General features: G+C 24.5%; 13 protein-coding genes, 3 tRNA genes and 1 rRNA gene. 6 read left to right on the top strand and 11 right to left on the bottom strand.

What is annotated here, in order from left to right:
• Positions 1-2: 2 nt before the first annotated feature.
• The 4 genes from lepB to acpS all read left to right on the top strand — a co-directional run bounded on the left by lepB (position 3) and on the right by acpS (position 2,881).
• On the top strand, positions 3-842 hold the full coding sequence (lepB, locus tag EAO23_RS00855) for a signal peptidase I (RefSeq protein ID WP_172575450.1): 840 nt from the start codon (positions 3-5) through the stop codon (positions 840-842).
• Positions 843-923: 81 nt separating this feature from the next.
• A complete protein-coding gene (gene rnc / locus EAO23_RS00850; protein WP_158349052.1) occupies positions 924-1,604 on the top strand; it encodes a ribonuclease III in 681 nt (226 codons plus the stop codon).
• Positions 1,605-1,609: 5 nt separating this feature from the next.
• Positions 1,610-2,452, top strand: a complete 843-nt coding sequence (era, locus tag EAO23_RS00845; RefSeq protein WP_158349051.1) for a GTPase Era — start codon at positions 1,610-1,612, stop codon at positions 2,450-2,452.
• Between the two features lie 48 nt (positions 2,453-2,500).
• A complete protein-coding gene (gene acpS / locus EAO23_RS00840) occupies positions 2,501-2,881 on the top strand; it encodes a holo-ACP synthase (protein ID WP_158349050.1) in 381 nt (126 codons plus the stop codon).
• Between the two features lie 14 nt (positions 2,882-2,895).
• On the opposite strand, the gene tadA is transcribed toward acpS, so the two are convergent.
• From tadA to EAO23_RS00800, 8 genes are all read right to left on the bottom strand, one after another.
• On the bottom strand, positions 2,896-3,360 hold the full coding sequence (gene tadA / locus EAO23_RS00835) for a tRNA adenosine(34) deaminase TadA (protein WP_158349049.1): 465 nt from the start codon (positions 3,358-3,360) through the stop codon (positions 2,896-2,898).
• A gap of 28 nt (positions 3,361-3,388) precedes the next feature.
• Positions 3,389-3,853: an SsrA-binding protein SmpB gene (smpB, locus tag EAO23_RS00830; protein WP_158349048.1), complete on the bottom strand. Its 465-nt coding sequence runs from the start codon at positions 3,851-3,853 to the stop codon at positions 3,389-3,391.
• Positions 3,854-3,966: 113 nt separating this feature from the next.
• Entirely contained in the window at positions 3,967-4,515 is a 549-nt protein-coding gene (locus EAO23_RS00825; RefSeq protein WP_172575449.1) for a nucleotide exchange factor GrpE, read from the bottom strand.
• A 154-nt stretch (positions 4,516-4,669) separates the two neighbouring features.
• A tRNA-Asp gene (locus EAO23_RS00820) sits at positions 4,670-4,743 on the bottom strand.
• Positions 4,744-4,803: 60 nt separating this feature from the next.
• Entirely contained in the window at positions 4,804-5,511 is a 708-nt protein-coding gene (gene dnaQ / locus EAO23_RS00815; RefSeq protein WP_158349046.1) for a DNA polymerase III subunit epsilon, read from the bottom strand.
• Positions 5,512-5,753: 242 nt separating this feature from the next.
• Positions 5,754-5,826 (bottom strand) — tRNA-Ala (locus EAO23_RS00810).
• A 34-nt stretch (positions 5,827-5,860) separates the two neighbouring features.
• A tRNA-Ile gene (locus tag EAO23_RS00805) sits at positions 5,861-5,934 on the bottom strand.
• Positions 5,935-5,993: 59 nt separating this feature from the next.
• Positions 5,994-7,553, bottom strand: a 16S ribosomal RNA gene (locus tag EAO23_RS00800).
• A gap of 345 nt (positions 7,554-7,898) precedes the next feature.
• On the opposite strand from EAO23_RS00800, the gene argS reads away from it, so the two are divergent.
• Entirely contained in the window at positions 7,899-9,614 is a 1,716-nt protein-coding gene (gene argS, locus EAO23_RS00795; RefSeq protein WP_158349045.1) for an arginine--tRNA ligase, read from the top strand.
• A gap of 28 nt (positions 9,615-9,642) precedes the next feature.
• Here the strand turns inward: argS and EAO23_RS00790 are convergent, their stop codons facing one another.
• Complete coding sequence (locus EAO23_RS00790) at positions 9,643-11,736, bottom strand: flagellar biosynthesis protein FlhA (RefSeq protein WP_420021826.1); 2,094 nt, start codon at positions 11,734-11,736, stop codon at positions 9,643-9,645.
• An 89-nt stretch (positions 11,737-11,825) separates the two neighbouring features.
• Complete coding sequence (locus tag EAO23_RS00785) at positions 11,826-12,878, bottom strand: EscU/YscU/HrcU family type III secretion system export apparatus switch protein (protein WP_158349043.1); 1,053 nt, start codon at positions 12,876-12,878, stop codon at positions 11,826-11,828.
• Positions 12,879-13,295: 417 nt separating this feature from the next.
• On the opposite strand from EAO23_RS00785, the gene proS reads away from it, so the two are divergent.
• Complete coding sequence (proS, locus tag EAO23_RS00780) at positions 13,296-14,909, top strand: proline--tRNA ligase (protein WP_158349042.1); 1,614 nt, start codon at positions 13,296-13,298, stop codon at positions 14,907-14,909.
• An 85-nt stretch (positions 14,910-14,994) separates the two neighbouring features.
• On the opposite strand, the gene dnaE is transcribed toward proS, so the two are convergent.
• The gene (dnaE, locus tag EAO23_RS00775; RefSeq protein WP_158349041.1) at positions 14,995-18,507 is read right to left on the bottom strand and encodes a DNA polymerase III subunit alpha; all 3,513 of its coding nucleotides are present in this window, start codon (positions 18,505-18,507) and stop codon (positions 14,995-14,997) included.
• Positions 18,508-18,591 lie beyond the last annotated feature (84 nt).

Here is an 18,591-nt window from a genome sequence, read left to right as displayed (position 1 = left end):
TAATGTTAACCAGTATAATCATTGTATTATATTCATTTAATTATAAAAAAAATTTTAATTATATAAATTTTCAAAAAAAAAAAAAAAAAAAAAAAAAAATAATAGAATTAATTAAAAATTTTTTAATATTAATTCTAATTTTAATAGTTCGTTTATTTTTTTTTGAATCATACATAATCTCTTCTGGTTCTATGAAACCAACATTATTTACTGGTGATTGTGTAATAGTTCAAAAATTTTTTATTAATACTAACAATCACAATTATCATATCTGGAAAAATTTTTATAAACCTAAAAGAAATGATGTTATTGTTTTTAAAAATATACATGATAATAATATTAATTATGTCAAAAGAATTGTTGGGGTACCTGGAGATATAATTTTTTATCATCCTTTTGAAAAAAAAATTTATATTATAAAAAATAAGAATTTTTTTTTAAAAAAAAAAGATAAATTTCTTTCTAGTAATTTTATTAAAAATCATAAATATAAGAAATTAAATTTTATTAATACATATCATACACTCAGACTTATATGCTGTACAGAAAAACATAATGGTTATTCTCATGATATAATTATTATAAAAGGGATAAAAAATTGTTTATTTTCTATAAATAGAGGAAATAAATATATTCAAAAATGGGTTTGGATTATTCCAAAAGATCAATATTTTGTTATGGGGGATAATAGAGATAAAAGTTTTGATAGTAGATTTTGGGGGGTAATTTCAAAAAGAAATATTTTAGGAAAAGTAAAATTTATCTGGTTTAGCTGTAACTATACTAGTAAAATTTGGTTAAAAATAGTACGATTTAACAGAATTTTTAAAAAAATTCAATAAATTTTTATATATTATTAATATTTAATATATTATTATGGTTTGAAAAAACATTAAAAATACTAATTATTAAATTGTGTTAATATGAGCTCTATAATGATAAAAAAAATACAAAAATTTCTTGGTTATACTTTTACTAATGTATCATTATTAAAACATGCTTTAACCCACAGAAGCGCTAGCACAAAACATAACGAAAGATTAGAATTTTTAGGAGATTCTATTCTTAGTTTTATTATTGCAAAAGCATTATATCATCATTTTCCAAAAGTAAACGAAGGGGGAATGAGTAGAATGAGGGCTACCTTAGTTCGAGGGAATACATTAGCAGAAATAGCATCAGAGTTTTCTTTAGGAAAATATCTTAAATTAGGGCAAGGAGAAAAAAAAAGTGGCGGATTTAAACGTGAATCTATATTAGCAAACGCTATAGAGGCAATTATAGCTAGCATTTTCTTAGATAGTAATATCTATACTGTAGAAAGAATTGTTTTGCAATGGTATAAAAACCGTTTTAAAAAAATGAGCCCTATTGGAACAAAAAAGGATCCTAAAACACGATTACAAGAATACTTACAATCAAAACACTCTCCTTTACCAATATATCATGTAGAGCAAATATACGGAGCAGCACATAACCAAATTTTTACTATTTCTTGTAAAATACAGGGTTTGTCAGAAGTATTAATTGGTATAGGTGCTAGTAGAAGAAAAGCAGAACAAGATTCTGCTCAAAACGCTCTAATACGATTAGAGGTAGAATAAAATTTATGAAAAAAGATAATGTTTTTGGAAAAATTATTATTGTAGGGAGAACTAATGTAGGTAAATCTACTTTAGTTAATCAGTTAATACAATCTAACATTTCTATTATTTCACATAAAATTCATACAACTCAAACACATATAACTGGGATTTATACTTCTAAAAACATGCAATTAGAAGTAATTGATTCCCCAGGATTGCAAAAAAAATATTATAATTATATTGATAAAAAGAAAATAAGAGATACTATTCATTTAATTGATGAATCAAACTTGGTAATTTTTTTACTTACTTGTTTTGTTTGGAGTGTTCAAGAAAAAAAATTATTAAAATACATTCAAAAAAATAATAATCAATGTATTTTAGTAATTAATAAAATTGATTTGATTGATGATAAAAAATTATTATTACCATTTATTTTAAAAATTAGTTCACTTGCTCCAAAAAATGAAATTTTTTTAATTTCAGCTAAAAAAAAAACCTGTTTAGAATATTTAATATCAAATATTAAAAAAATATTACCTAAATCTAATCACAAATACCCGAAATATAAAAAAACTACTTGTAAAAAAAAGTTTTTAATCTCTGAAATGATTCGTGAAACCCTTATTCACACTTTACATCAAGAACTAGCATATTCATTTAAAATATTTATTAATGAATTTTATCAAAAAAATAATGGAGAATACTTTATTTTTAGCACTATACTAGCAAAAAATCTAAGACATAAAAAAATTATTATTGGAAAAAAAGGAAAAAAGATTCAAAAATGTCAACTACATTCTCGTTATAAAATAGAGAAATTTTTAAACAAAAAAGTGAATTTAAAATTAAAAATATGTATATAATAAAAAAATAATTTTTAAATTTTTTTATATAATAAAGGAATAATAGTAATGTCAATAATAGGAATTGGAATAGATATAGTGAATAGCCATCGTTTCAAAAAACTAATTTTAAATTATGGATTTAAAATACCAAAAAGAATTTTGTCAATAAAAGAACTGTATGAATACAAAAAAATATCAAAAAAATATATATTTTTAGCTAAAAGATTTACAGCAAAAGAAGCTGCAGCAAAAGCAATGGGAGTTAGTATATACCAAAATATGTTTTTAAAAAATTGTGAAGTTATTCATAATTTAAAAGGAAAACCGAGTTTAAAAATGTTTGGTCCTGTATATGAAAAATTGAATAAACTAAAAATAAAAAAAATATTTTTAAGTATTTCTGATACTGAAAAATATACCCAATCTATAGTTGTTATGGAAAATTAACAAAAAATTTATAATTAAACTGAATTCCTCTTATTTTGAAAAAAAATTTTTAATAAATTAGAGCATTCATATAATAGAACCCCCGACCGTATATCTTTTATATGATGCTTAACATTTTTAATATACAATAAATTCATAAAATTAGAAAAACTATTTTTATTTGAACTATAAGAACCATACACAACTCTATAAATTCTAGAATTTATAATTGCAGCCGAACACATAAAACATGGCTCATGAGTTACATATAAGCTAGTATTATTTAATCGGTAATTTTTTAGTTTCTTACCAGCCTCTCTAATAACTAACATTTCAGCATGAGCACTAGAATCTAATAAAGAAAGACAAGAATTATGAGATGAACAAATAAGATTGTTATCTTTTACTAAAACTGATCCTATAGGAATTTCTCCATTTTTTTTTCCAAATAAAGCCTTACGAAATGCATGCTTCATCCAATAACGATCATTAAATGTCATTTTAATTAAAACTCTTTAATAAATTAAATTAATTAATCTTTTTTAAAGATAAACGTTTAAATATCGTATTTTTTTCTTTTTTCCAAGAATCATTTTTTTTATCTAATCTTTTATCTCTTAAAGATTTTCCTTTTACTACCCCAATTTGAATTTTGCACCAAGATTTTAACCAAAACAATTTAATAGGAATTAAAGTATATCCTTTTTTTTGAGTATAAATATTTAAATTATTAATTTCTTTTTTTTTTAATAACAATTTTCTAATTCTACTCGGATTACACAAAAAAACATCTGATGTTGTTATTAACGGCTGAAAAAAAACTCCGAATAAATAAGCTTCATTTTTTTTTATAACAACATAACTTTCTGTTATTTGAACTTTACCTGCTCGAATTGATTTTACTTCCCATCCTTTTAAAGAAATACCAGAAACTATCGTTTTTTTTATATAAAAATTATATTTTGCTTTTCTATTGATAAAATATTTTTTTATATTATTTTTTTTTTTTTAAAGTTTTTCAAAATTCTTCCTTATATTAAGATTTAAAAATATCTTAATATATAATTTTTTATTTTAAGGATTAATAAATTTAGTAAAATTTATTTTTATTTGATTTGAGAAACAGATACTAGAGCTGGTCTTAATAATCGATTATTTAATGAATAACCTTTTTGTATAATACATGCAACAAAATTGTTTTCATATTTTCTAGAAAAATCAATAGAAATAGCTTGATGTATTAATGGATCAAATGGAATATTAACAGAGTTAATAGCTACAACATTAAATTGATCAAAAACAGATAAAAATTTTTTCTGTATATCTTTTAATTCAGAATAAATTTCTTCAAGATTACTATGAGATCGATCAAGCAAACTTATCGATGCATCAATACTATCAATGACCGGCAAAATAGATGAAAAATATTTTTCTAAAAAAAAATTATATGTATTAAAAATTTTTTTGCTTAATCTAGTTTTTATTTTTTTAATTTTGCTTGTATATTTTTCAGACTTTTTTTTTAATTCTGACTGAAAATCTAATAATTTAATTTCTTTTTTGGATAATTTGTTTAACGAGGATTCATTAGAATCTTTAGAAAAATTTTTTTCTTTATCACATCCAGAATCGTTAAAAATATTATTTTGATTCATTCTCATAATTCCAAATTATATTTATAAAAATAAATTTTATAAAAATGATTTTTTGATTTGTAAAATATAAATTAATTTATAAAAAATACCAATATTACTAAAAATATATAAATTTATATATATAAAAATATAAATAAAAATATAAAAATATTTACGGTGTGGACGGGACTCGAACCCGCGACCCCCGGCGTGACAGGCCGATATTCTAACCAACTGAACTACCACACCATTTTATAAATTATAATATTTATTATATCCCTTAAAAATAAAAAATCAATATAAAAATTTCTAAAAAATTTTTTTTTTTATCATATCCATATATTTTTTATGTTTTATATTTTCTTGAAGTGAAGAGTAAAGAATTTTAAAAGAATTTTCGGGTGTAGTAATTTTTTTTTTATCTAATTGTAAAAAAGAATTATTTTTAACGTTAAATTTTATTTTTTTTTGCTTACTCGTCATATATAAATATATTTTCATTAATATTTTAGCATCTAACAATGCACTGTGTACATTTCTATTGACATTAATAATTTTATATCTATTACATAATGCATCTAAACTATTTTTTTTTCCAGGAAATAATTTTCTAGCAAGTAACAAAGTATCTGTAATAGTAGAAAATTCTTTTATTTTTTTAATTCGGTTTTTTAATAAACTAAATTCATAATTTAAAAAACTGATATCAAAAACAGCATTATGAACAATAATATTAGAGTTTTTAATAAAATTAATAATATTTACATAAATATCTGAAAAAAATGGTTTGTCTAATAAAAAATTTTCAGAAATCCCATGTACTTTATAAGCTTCAGGTTCAATTCTTCTTTCAGGATTTAAATAATAGTGTAAATACTTCCCTGTATATTTTCTATCAATAATTTCGATAATTCCGATTTCTATAATTTTATGATTTAAGTATATACAACCATATTTATTCATTCCAGTTGTTTCTATATCTAAAACAACTTGTCTATTATTAAATTTATTTATCATATTTAGGATAGTATTTTAATAATTAAAAAATATTAGAATAGAATAAAATAAAATTATTCATATATTCTGAAAAAATTAGACATGAATATTTTCTGATTTAACGAATTACTTTAAATTTAAGAAAATAAACTAAATAGAAAGGATATAATAAAAATATAATTTATAAAAAGCATACATATTAAACTCTTTATAATTTATTAATAAAAATAAATAAAAAAAATAAAAAATTTTTTAATAAATTTTGGAGCTAAGCGGGATTGAACCGCTGACCTCCTGCGTGCAAAGCAGGCGCTCTCCCAGCTGAGCTATAGCCCCCCTTTTCTTTTTTTACTAAAAGGAAAGAATAATATAGGCCTGAGTGGACTTGAACCACCGACCTCACCCTTATCAGGGGTGTGCTCTAACCGGCTGAGCTACAAGCCTGTTTTATTGATATAACAAAAAGTTTATATGGGCACACTCCAATTAAATGCTAAATATTTTAAGGAGGTGATCCAACCGCAGGTTCCCCTACGGTTACCTTGTTACGACTTCACCCCAGTTATGAACCACAAAGTGGTAGACGTCCTCCAAAAAATTGGTTAAACTATCTGCTTCTTTTGCAACTCACTCCCATGGTGTGACGGGCGGTGTGTACAAGGCCCGGGAACGTATTCACCGTGGCATTCTGATCCACGATTACTAGCGATTCCGACTTCGTGGAGTCGAGTTGCAGACTCCAGTCCGGACTACGATACACTTTATGAGGTTTGCTTATCTTTGCAGAGCTGCTTCTCTTTGTATGCACCATTGTAGCACGTGTGTAGCCCTGGTCGTAAGGGCCATGATGACTTGACGTCGTCCCCACCTTCCTCCGGTTTATAACCGGCAGTCTCCCTTGAGTCCCCGGCCAAACCGCTGGTAACAAAAGATAAGGGTTGCGCTCGTTGCGGGACTTAACCCAACATTTCACAACACGAGCTGACGACAGCCATGCAGCACCTGTCTCATAGCTCCCGAAGGCACTTCTATATTTCTACAGAATTCTATGGATGTCAAGACCAGGTAAGGTTCTTCGCGTTGCATCGAATTAAACCACATGCTCCACCGCTTGTGCGGGCCCCCGTCAATTCATTTGAGTTTTAGCCTTGCGACCGTACTCCCCAGGCGGTCGACTTAATGCGTTAGCTTCGGAAGCCATTTCTCTATGGATACAACCTCCAAGTCGACATCGTTTACAGCATGGACTACCAGGGTATCTAATCCTGTTTGCTCCCCATGCTTTCGCACCTCAGTGTCAGTTTTCGTCCAGGAGGTCGCTTTCGCCACAGGTATTCCTCCAGATATCTACGCATTTCACCGCTACACCTAGAATTCTACCTCCCTCTACGAAACTCTAGTTATCCAGTTTCAAATGCAGTTCCTAGGTTAAGCCCAGGGATTTCACATCTGACTTAAATAACCACCTACGCGCTCTTTACGCCCAGTAATTCTGATTAACGCTTGCACCCTCCGTATTACCGCGGCTGCTGGCACGGAGTTAGCCGGTGCTTCTTTTTCAGGTAACGTCAATTAATAATGATATTAGCATTATCACTTTCTTCCCTGACGAAAGTACTTTACAACCCGAAGGCCTTCTTCATACACGCGGCATAGCTGCATCAGGCTTTCGCCCATTGTGCAATATTCCCCACTGCTGCCTCCCGTAGGAGTCTGGACCGTGTCTCAGTTCCAGTGTGGCTGGCCATCCTCTCAGACCAGCTAGAGATCGTTGCCATGGTGAGCCATTACCTCACCATCAAGCTAATCTCGTCTGGGTTCATCTAAATGCACAAGGTCTATTAAAAATTCTTATAAATCCCCTGCTTTAGTTTTTCAACATTATGCGGTATTAGCCACCGTTTCCAATGGTTGTCCCCCTCATTTAGGTAGATCCCCAGATATTACTCACCCGTTCGCCGCTCGCCGCCAAAAATATAAATATTTTTGCGATGCCGCACGACTTGCATGTGTTAGGCTTGCCGCCAGCGTTCAATCTGAGCCATGATCAAACTCTTCATTTAAGTATAACTTTTTTATTACACAAGTAATTTTATTTTTCAATAAAATTAATCATGAATAATTTTTATCTGAACATTTAATTTTCATGTGCCCACATAAACTTTCTGAAATATTTTTTTAAAGAACATTTTTATTACAAGATCTATCTTATTCCTTTTTTGAAAAAAGTCAACATATTTTTAATTTAATTAATAAGAATTATATTTATAAAAAACATAAAAATGTACAGCATTTACAACATTACCTAGTCATTATATAATAAAATTTAAAAGTATTAATAAAAATAATATTAAGAGATTAGAACAATTATCTAAAAATATAGTAAATTTCTCAATACAGGTACATCTATGAACATACAAAAATATTTAAAAAAAAAAATACAACAAATCTGCATAAAAAATGGATTAAAAAAAAATTTTGATCCTTTAATTAAAAAAAATATAAAAAGTAACGATATCGATTATCAAATAAATGGTATTATCAAATTGAAAAATACAATGCCGGGTTCTTTGTATGAATTAGCAAAAAAAATCTCCTGTGATATGGAAAAATCTAATATTTATAAAAAAATATCAGTTTCTAAAAATGGTTTTATTAATATTACCCTAAGATCTAGTTGGTTATGTAAACATGTAAACAAAATGTTTATTTCAAAGAATTTGAATATTTCAAAAAAAAAAAAGAAAACTATAGTTATTGATTATTCTTCCCCTAATATAGCAAAAAATATGCATATAGGTCACCTACGATCAACCATTCTAGGGGATGTAACTGCTCGAGTAATGGAGTTTTTAGGTCATAATGTTATAAAGCAAAATCATATTGGTGATTGGGGAACTCCGTTTGGTATGCTGATTACACAATTTCAACTTAAAAAACCTTCTATTAATCAAAGTAATGATATTACATATCATGATGCCTATTTAAATTATAAAAAAGATCCATTTTTTGCCAGTCAAGTAAAAAAAAACATAGTTAAACTTCAAAAGAAAAATAAAAAGTGTTTAAAAATATGGAATATATTAGTTCAATCAACTATAAAAAAAAACAAATTAATATATAAAAAATTAAATGTTTCTCTAACTGATAAAGATATTCGCGGGGAAAGTTATTATCATTTTATGATACCTGAAATAATATCTGATTTAAAAAAAAAAAAAATTGCAATTAAATATAATAAATGCACGTTAGTATATTTAAAAAAATTTACAAATCGATTAGGAAAAAAAATGGGAGTGATTATAAAAAAAAAAGATGGAGCGTTTTTATATACAACAACAGATCTTGCATGTCTAAAATACCGTTGCGAAACCCTTCATGCTGATCGAATAATTTATTATATTGATAGTAGGCAAAAACAACATCTTTTACAAGTATGGGATATAGCAAAACAAGCAAATTATATACCTAAAAAAACAATACTAGAACATCATTCCTTTGGAATGATACTCGATAAAAATAAAAAACCCTTTAAAACACGTAACGGAATAACTATTCAATTAATGGATCTGTTAAATGAAAGTATTTCCAGAGCAAAAAAAATAATAATAAAAAAAAATAACATTATATCTAATAAAGATATAAATAAAATTTCAGAACGTATAGGAATAGGATCTATTAAATATTTTGATTTATCAAAAAATAGAACCTTAAATTATATTTTTAATTGGGATCAGATGTTGTCTCTAGAAGGAAACACTGCTCTTTATATTTTATATGCCTATACTAGGATTCAATCAATTATGAATAAAGGTAAATTAAAATATCTGTGCAACAAAAATAAAATAAAAATTTTTACGAATTACGAACGAAAATTAACTTTTTCTATTCTTCAATTTGAAAAAACTCTACTAATGCTAGAAAAATATGGAACACCGCACTTGATGTGTAATTACTTATACGACCTAGCTGAAAAATTTTCAAAATTTTATGAAAATTGTTCTATACTATCCGCAAAAGAAAAACACATCAAAGCAAGTAGAATGAAATTATCTTCTTTAACTGCAAAAGTAATTAAAAAAGGACTATATTTACTAGGGATAAAAACAGTAAAAAAAATGTAAATTTTAATATAATTTTTCTATATATAAATTATGAATCTAAATTCATACCAACAAAATACGTTATTTTAATTACACAATCTTCAGAAATCTCTAAAAAAGATAATACGGTTAAGTTAGAAATACTTTTCGAAAATAATTTAGACAATAAAATACGTAATTGAGGGTGAGTTACTAATACTAATGGAAGATTATCTTTTTCTTGAAGTAAAATAGTTTTTTTAGTTTGTTCAATTAATTTTTCAGAAAAAATCGGTTCTAATTGATTATCTTTATCACTAACTAATTTTAACAAAATTGATTCTATTTTAGAACTTAATCCAATGGCATAAATATGTTTGTTTTTCAAAAAAAATTTTTGTGTAATAAAATCCTTTAATTCCATTCGAGTGATAGACGTTAATTGATCAATATTATCCTTAAAACTATTACCATGCTTTATTAAAGTTTCTAAAATTGTTCTAATATCTTTAATAGGAATACCATCTTTTAATAAGTTTTGTAATACCATTTGCAACGTAGTTAAAGAAATAATATTTGGTATTAAATAATCAACTAATTTTGGAAAACTTTGAGAAACACGCTCTAATAATTGCTGTGTTTCTTGAAATCCAAATAATTCAAATAAGCGATTTCTAATAATGTTATTAACATGAGCAATAATAATTGAACTTGAATTTATTATTGTAAGTTTTTTTTTTATAACTTTTTCTTTAATATCTTCATCTATCCAAAAAGCCTCAGAGCAAAAAAATGGTTCTATTACTTTAATTCCAGTAATTTTAATAAATGTTTGTTGATTACCTAAAACTAATATCTTATCTAAAAAAATATCTCCAGATCCTAATTCAACGCCCTTTATTAAAAATCTATATTGTCCATTCTTTAATTCAGGGTTATAAGTAATATGAATTTTAGAAATTAAAAATCCAAAATCTTGAGAAATATCTTTTCTTAAAATATATAAATTTTTTAATAAATAACTATGTTTATCTTGATACATCGATTTTAAGAAAACAGGACTTAACTCTAAAGTAGATAAATATTCAAAGTGAATATCATTCCATGAGAAATTAGATAATTTCTTTTCTTCTATATATACCATTGAATTAGAAAGTTTATTTATAAAATCACGTTTGTATAAATACCCGGATAAAATAAATAAAATAACTGAAAAAAATAAAAAAATAAAGTTCGGCATTCCTGGAATTACACCAAAAATAAAAAAAATAATACCGCTGGAAAAAATTACTTGATAATTATTAAAAATCTGATTAACTATTTCCCCACTAATATTATTTTTATCAGAACTAGTTTGAGTTAAAATAACACCAGAAGCAATGGATATCATCAATGAAGGGATTTGAGCTACTAATCCATCACCAATAGTTAAAGCACCGTATGTTTTAATCGCCTCAGAAAAAGACATCCCATGCTGCAACATTCCTATAACAAAGCCTCCTATAATATTTATAGTCATTATTATAATTCCAGCGATAGCATCACCTCTTACAAATTTACTCGCTCCATCCATAGATCCATAAAAATCCGCTTCTCGGTGAACATTAATTCGTCTTCTTGTAGCTTCTTTTTCAGAAATAATTCCTGCGTTTAAATCTGCATCAATTGCCATCTGTTTCCCTGGTAACGCATCCAAAATAAATCGAGCGCTAACTTCCGCAATTCTCCCAGAACCTTTAGTTATAACTAAAAAATTTATAATAATTAAAATACAAAAAATAATGAAACCGATAAAAAAGTTTCCTTTAATTAAAAAAAAACCAAATGATTCTATAACTCGCCCTGCAGAAAAAGAACCTGTATGTCCATTTAATAAAATTATACGAGTAGAAGCAATATTCAAAGATAATCGTAACAATGTCGAAAATAATAAAACAGCAGGAAAAGAAGAAAAATCTAAATTTTTTTTAAGAAACATGGAAACAATTAAAATAATAATCGAAGTAACAATATTAAATATAAAGAATACATCTAAAATAAAAGTAGGTAGCGGCAAAATAAGTAAAATTAAAATCATCAAAATTAACAATGGAACAGATAAGAAATACCAAGTATTAGCATTAATCTTTTTAAAAAATCGTAATAAAAAAAAAATATTTTCTATCAATGACTTATTCTCCTAAAGAAGGGTGTATTAATTATGAAAAATACAATATAATTTATATATAAATAAAAAAAATAATTTTTAATATTTTATTTTTTAGCCTGTGACAAAATATAAACAATAGATTTATGAATATTATCCGGTATATCATTTCTAGGAAATGTATGATAGTATAAAAATACAGCTAAAGACTTTGAAAAAAAAATAGGAATATTATTTTTTTTTGCAATTTTTATAATTCTTAATGCAAAATTCCCTAAACCTTTAGACACTACCTTAGGAAAAGATATAGTTTTTGTATTATATTTTATAGCTACAGCGCAGCAATCGACTGAATTAAAAATAATTATATCTGATTGTACTAATTCAGGTACAATAAAATTTTTTATTGTTTTTTGTTTTAATAATCCAATTCTTTGTTTAACTAATGGATTACCTTCTAATTCTTTATACTCTTCTTTTACTTCTTGAATAGTCATACGAATATTTCGCAAATATTGTATATACTGCATTAATGTATTTATAATTGCTATTACTAAAATAGAACCTATTAAAATAAAAATATATTTAAAAATAAAATTAATACAAAAAAATAAACTAAAAAATAATGAAAATCTAGATAACCTATATAATAAAATATAATTTTTATGTAAGAAATAAAAAATAACCATGGAAATAAAAAAAATTTTAAAAAAAATAAATACACTTTCAAGAAATGAACTAAAAAAATTCTTTTTTTTAATATGACTTAAAAAATTTAAAAAAATTAGTCTAATTCCTAAAAATCTAATCCTAATAGTTTTTCCATAAATAAAAGTTGGCAAAAAAACCAATATGGATAATATTCCAAAAAAAAATATTGAAAAAAAGAAAATAAAAATTTTTATGTTCTTAAATAAAATCATAAAAGTTAATTCTTCAATATTTGCTATAGTTGAATTAAACGTTAAACTAGATATAAATAAATTTATAAAATATAAAAAAACAAATTTTTTATTTATATAAAAAAATAAAAAAAAAAATAGTAATATAAAAAATGAATTTAAATCATATAAACATCGTGTTTCTCCGCTATCTTTAAATTTTTTAATTTTATGAGGAGTGGGTTCTTCTGTTTTATCTTCATATGAATTGTTGCTCATCAAATTATACCTTACTTAAAAATTATTTAATATTAATTCAATTTTTTTTAGAAAAAAATTACTAATTCTATTAATTAAATTAAAAAATATTTATAAAAATGAATCTTATATGAATCATATATTCATTATTTTTATTTAAATTTAATTTCTTCAAGATATAATAATTCTATCTTATAAATATTTTTTATTATACTTATTGATCATGTATTATGATACTTACTAATAATTATAAATTAAATACTCTAATATTAAAAATATTAATATATAATAATTATTATTATATCCAAAATATATATTATATGTACTCACATACAAAATATTACATTTAATTAAAATAATTAAGAAAAATTTATTTATAATAAATAAAAATCATAAAATTTTTTAATTACATTTATTTTGTATATTAAAGGAGTTGAAATGTATACTACTAAATATTTACTTTCTACCATAAAAGAAAAACCTATCAATACTGAAGCTATTAGTCATCAACTAATGTTACGAGCAGGAATGATTCGCATGTTATCTTCTGGAATATATACCTGGCTTCCGACTGGCTACAGGGTAATTAAAAAAGTTATAAACATTATTTCTAATATTATGGACAAAAATGGATACCACGAAATTTGTATACCTATAATACATCCTATTAGTTTATGGAGTCAAAGCGGGCGAAACAAACTATACGGGGAAGAGTTAATACACTTTCTAAACCGAAAAAAACAAGAATATGTATTAAATCCAACAAATGAAGAAGCAATAAATCATATCTTTAGTCAAGAAATCTATTCATACAAACAATTACCAATTGTATTTTATCAAATACAAAAAAAATTTAGAGATGAAATAAGACCTAGATTTGGTGTCATTCGATCGATAGAATTCATTATGAAAGATGCATATTCTTTTCATATGAATAAAAAATCATTAAAAAAAACATATGAAAATATGAAACAAATTTATATAAAAATATTTAAAAAATTTCACTTAAATTTTAAAGTTGTTATAGCTGATTCAAAAATCATGGGGGGGTCTGTTTCACATGAATTTCATGCAATATCTAATACAGGAGAAGATAAAATAGTTTTTTCTAATCAATCACATCACGCAGTACATTTAGATAAGTTTAACAAAAAATCTAATAAAATTAAATTTTACTTTCTACAAACAAAAAGTGATCAAAATCAGTATAAGTGTGCTGTTTTATTAATACGGGAATATGAAACTTTCAGTATAAAAGATTTAAATAATATTCCCGTTCTTTCATATCCTGTTAATTTTATTAAAGATAAAAAAATAGATGACTTCTATAAAGAAGATGCGAATAAAAATTTTTATATTAATAAAAAAATATTTATTATTGCAGATTCTAGAATTATCGATATGTCATATTTTGTTATAAAAAAAAAAATAAAAAAGAAAAATTTTATTCCAATTATATGGAATAAAAAATTTTTTTTTAATAAAATAATAACTATTCAGAATATTAAAAAAATTTTTTATTATAAAACAAAAGAAGAACAGCTAACAACAAAAAATAGTATTGAAATTGGTCATATTTTTCAAATTGGTAAAAAATACTCCAAATATATTAATTTTTCTCTTCAGGATAAGAAAAATAATAAAAAATTATTATATATGGGTTGTTATGGAATCGGAATAAACAGAATTATAGCTTCTATAATTGAACAAAATCATGATCATAATGGTATTTTATGGCCTAAATGTATTTCTCCATTTACGATTTTTATTATCCCTATTAATATGCATAAAAATAAAAAAGTAAAAGAAGTAGCAAAATCAATATATATAAAGCTAATAAATAAAAATATTGACGTTTTATTTGATGATCGTAAGGAAAATATAGGAAAAATGTTCGCTGATATGAACCTTATAGGAATTCCTTATGGAATTATTATTAGCAATAATAATATTACATCTAAAATAATTGAATTTTATTCAAGAAAAAATAATTCTAAAATACAAGTCCCAATAAATCAAATTATTTCTTTTATCATAAAAAAAATAAATTAGTTATTAAAAATAATAATCAAGATATTTCTTACAAAATATATCTTCTCATTTAGAATTATTTAAAAAAAATCTATAAATTAAAAGATTATTTAAAAAAATTTAATTTTATTATTATTTTTTTTGAAAAAATTTTTAAATAATTTAAAAAATTATTATCGGGATATATAGTATATATGGAGTTAAATAATTTATGGTTCATATATTTTTTTTTACGAGCAAGAAAACAAACAACTACATCTCCCTTTTTTACTCTATTCTGTAGGTAATTATTCAATAAATCAAATATGTTATAATTCTGAAAATATTGATTTTTAATAAAAATTTTAATTCTACGAACTTTTTTAGATCTAATTTTTTCAAGATTATATATTTTATTCACTAATACTCTAGACCGATAAGTAAAAGAATCAAACGATATTTTCCCTTGCAACACTACAATCATATTATCTTGATTAAATAAAAAATCTATTTTACTATGAGTATTAGTGAAAAAAAATACATCTAATCGACTATATGAATCATCTAAAGTAATAATATAAAATTTCTTTCTTTTCTTTGTAAAAGCTATTTTTATCGCAAATACCATTCCAGCTAATACTATACTACAAGTCTGATTCTTTAAAACACACTGATTCAATGTTACTCCATTAGTATAATAAGAAATTTCATTTAAAAAATTTTTAATCGGATGTCCAGTTAAATATAATCCTAACGTTTCTTTTTCCCATTTTAAAGTTTTTAAAAATAAATGATAAAATTTTAAATTATCAAAATTACTTGTATTATTATTTAGTATTAAATATTCGGATGATAAAAAATCATTAAATTGAAATAAATCATTTTGTTGTGATTCTTTTTCTATAATTTTTTGTTTAGCTACTTTCATAAAGTATTCAATATTCTGAAACAACTTTATCCTACATACTTTAAAGCAATCACATGTTCCTGACATAACTAATATTTCAAAAATATGTCGTGTTATTTTTTTTGAACATAATCGAACACAAAGATCTAAAAAACTAGTAAAAGGTGCACTATTATTTCTTCTTTCCGAAATGATAATATCAATAGATGCTTTCCCTAATCCTTTAATCGCTCCTAATCCATAAATTATTTCTCTTTTTGAATTAACAGAAAATGAATAATAACTAATATTAATATTAGGAGGAATAATCTTTAATTTCATACGACGAGAATCATAAATTAAGTTAACAATTTTATTAGTATTTGTCATATCTAAAGTCATAGCTGATGCCATAAACTCAGGAGCATAATTTGCTTTTAACCACAACGTTTGATACGCTAATAAAGCGTAAGTAGTCGAATGGGATTTATTAAACCCGTATGCAGAAAATTTCTCTAATAAATCAAATATTTTTTTTGATAAATTAGGGCAAATGAAATTATTAACTGCTCCTAATTGAAATAGTTTTCTTTGTTGAGCCATTTCTTTAGGATTTTTTTTTGCCATAGCTCTTCTTAAAATATCTGCTTCACTAGGTGAAAAATTAGATAAAGTTTGAGCAATTTTCATAACTTGCTCTTGATATACAACAATTCCATATGTTGATTTTAAAATTGGTTTTAATAATTTATGTTGCCATTTAGAATCTGGGTAGGAAATAACTTCATATCCATGCTTACGATTAATAAAGTTATCGACCATTCCTGATTGCAACGGGCCTGGTCGATATAACGCTACTAATGCAATAATGTCTTCAAATGAGTCTGGTTTTAATCGTTTAATTAAACTTCTCATACCAATAGATTCTAACTGAAAAATAGATGTAGTTTCAGATTTATTTAGTAATAAAAAACTTTTTTTATCACTAAGATTAATTTTGTTAAGACATAATTCTTTTTTTTTATAAAACCTATTTGTCTTGTTAATCATCTTAATAGTTGAATCAATCATTGTTAAAGTCTTTAAGCCTAAAAAATCAAATTTTACTAATCCAACATACTCAATATCATTTTTATCAAATTGTGTTATTTGATTAGAACCAAAAGAATCACAGATAATTGGAACAAAATCAGATAATTTAGTAGGAGCAATAACTACTCCCCCTGCATGTTTCCCAATATTACGTGTTACACCTTCCAGTTTTTTAGCAATATCAATTAATTTTTTTATATCATGGTTATGATGATATAAATCTATTAATTCTTTTTGTATAGAAAATGCTTTTTTTAAATTCATTTTTGAATCCAAAGGAACTAATTTAGAAATTTTATTTATTAAACCATAAGGATAACCAAGAACACGTCCAACATCGCGTATTACAGCCTTTGCAGCCATAGTTCCAAATGTTACTATTTGAGCAACAGATTTTTTACCATATTTTCTAGAAACATGATCAATTACTAAATCTCTTTTATCCATACAAAAATCAATATCAAAATCTGGTAAAGAAACACGATCAGGATTTAAAAATCTTTCAAATAATAAATCAAATTGTAAAGGATCAATTTCAGTAATATTAAGTGAAAATGCAACTAAAGATCCAGATCCGGATCCCCTTCCAGGTCCTACTGGTATATCATTAATTTTCGCCCATTGAATAAATTCCATTACAATAAGAAAGTAACTAACAAAACCCATTTTTTTTATAATCAATAATTCATATCTAAGTCTAGAAAAATATATTTTTTTTATTTTATTTCTTTTTTTTTTATCAGGAAATATATCTCGCAAACGTATTTTTAAACCTTTTATAGATTTCTGAACAAAAAAATTATATGGGTCCAATGACCCTGTAGGAAATATTGGTAAAAAATAAGAACCAGAAGGAATAATAACATTACATCTCTTAACTAACTCAAGACCATTAATAATTGATTCAGGAAAATCACTAAATATTCTGATCATATCTTGTTGACTTTTAAAAAATTGATTCTTAGTATATGGATATATAAATTTTTTATCCATGATAGTTTGTTTTTTATAAACAGCTACTTTAATTTTATGCACATTGAAATCATCCGATTTTAAAAATAAAACCTCATTAGTAGCAACAACTGGTATAGAATGAATACTAGAAATATACTTAATATATCTAATATATTCTTCTTCATAAGGCTTTTCTAATCTAGAAATTTCTAAATAAAATTTATTAGGAAAATATTTTTTATAAAAAACAATACAGCGATTTAATGAATCTATATCATTGTCAAAAATACATTTACCGATATCACCAGACATTCCTCCAGATAAAATCAATAAACCCTTCTTAAAACACAATAAATGATTCATTTTTATTACTAAACCGCGATCATCATACCCTGATTGATACGATTCAGACAATAACTCTATTATATTGTTATAACCTTTATTATCTAAAGCTAATAATGTTAAGTTATGATTAAAATTATCAATTATCTGTGATGATACAAGAACATCTATTCCAATTATCGGTTTAATCCCTAATCTACAAGCAGAAGAATAAAATTTAATAACACCATGTAAATTATTTACATCAGTCATACCTAATGACATCATATTCATTTTTTTAGCACATTCTATTAGCTTTTCAGGTTTCACTAACCCATCAATCATAGAAAAATCGCTATGCGATCGTATATGTACAAAACTATTCATACGTATATATAACCTAAAATGATAATATAAAATATTATAAAAAATTAAAAATATGTAATCGTAAATAAAAAAATACTATATAAA

This window comes from Buchnera aphidicola (Cinara strobi) (assembly GCF_900560745.1).
GTDB classification, from domain to species: Bacteria; Pseudomonadota; Gammaproteobacteria; order Enterobacterales; family Enterobacteriaceae; genus Buchnera_F; species Buchnera_F aphidicola_AJ.
This window is presented reverse-complemented; position numbering and strand designations above follow the sequence as displayed.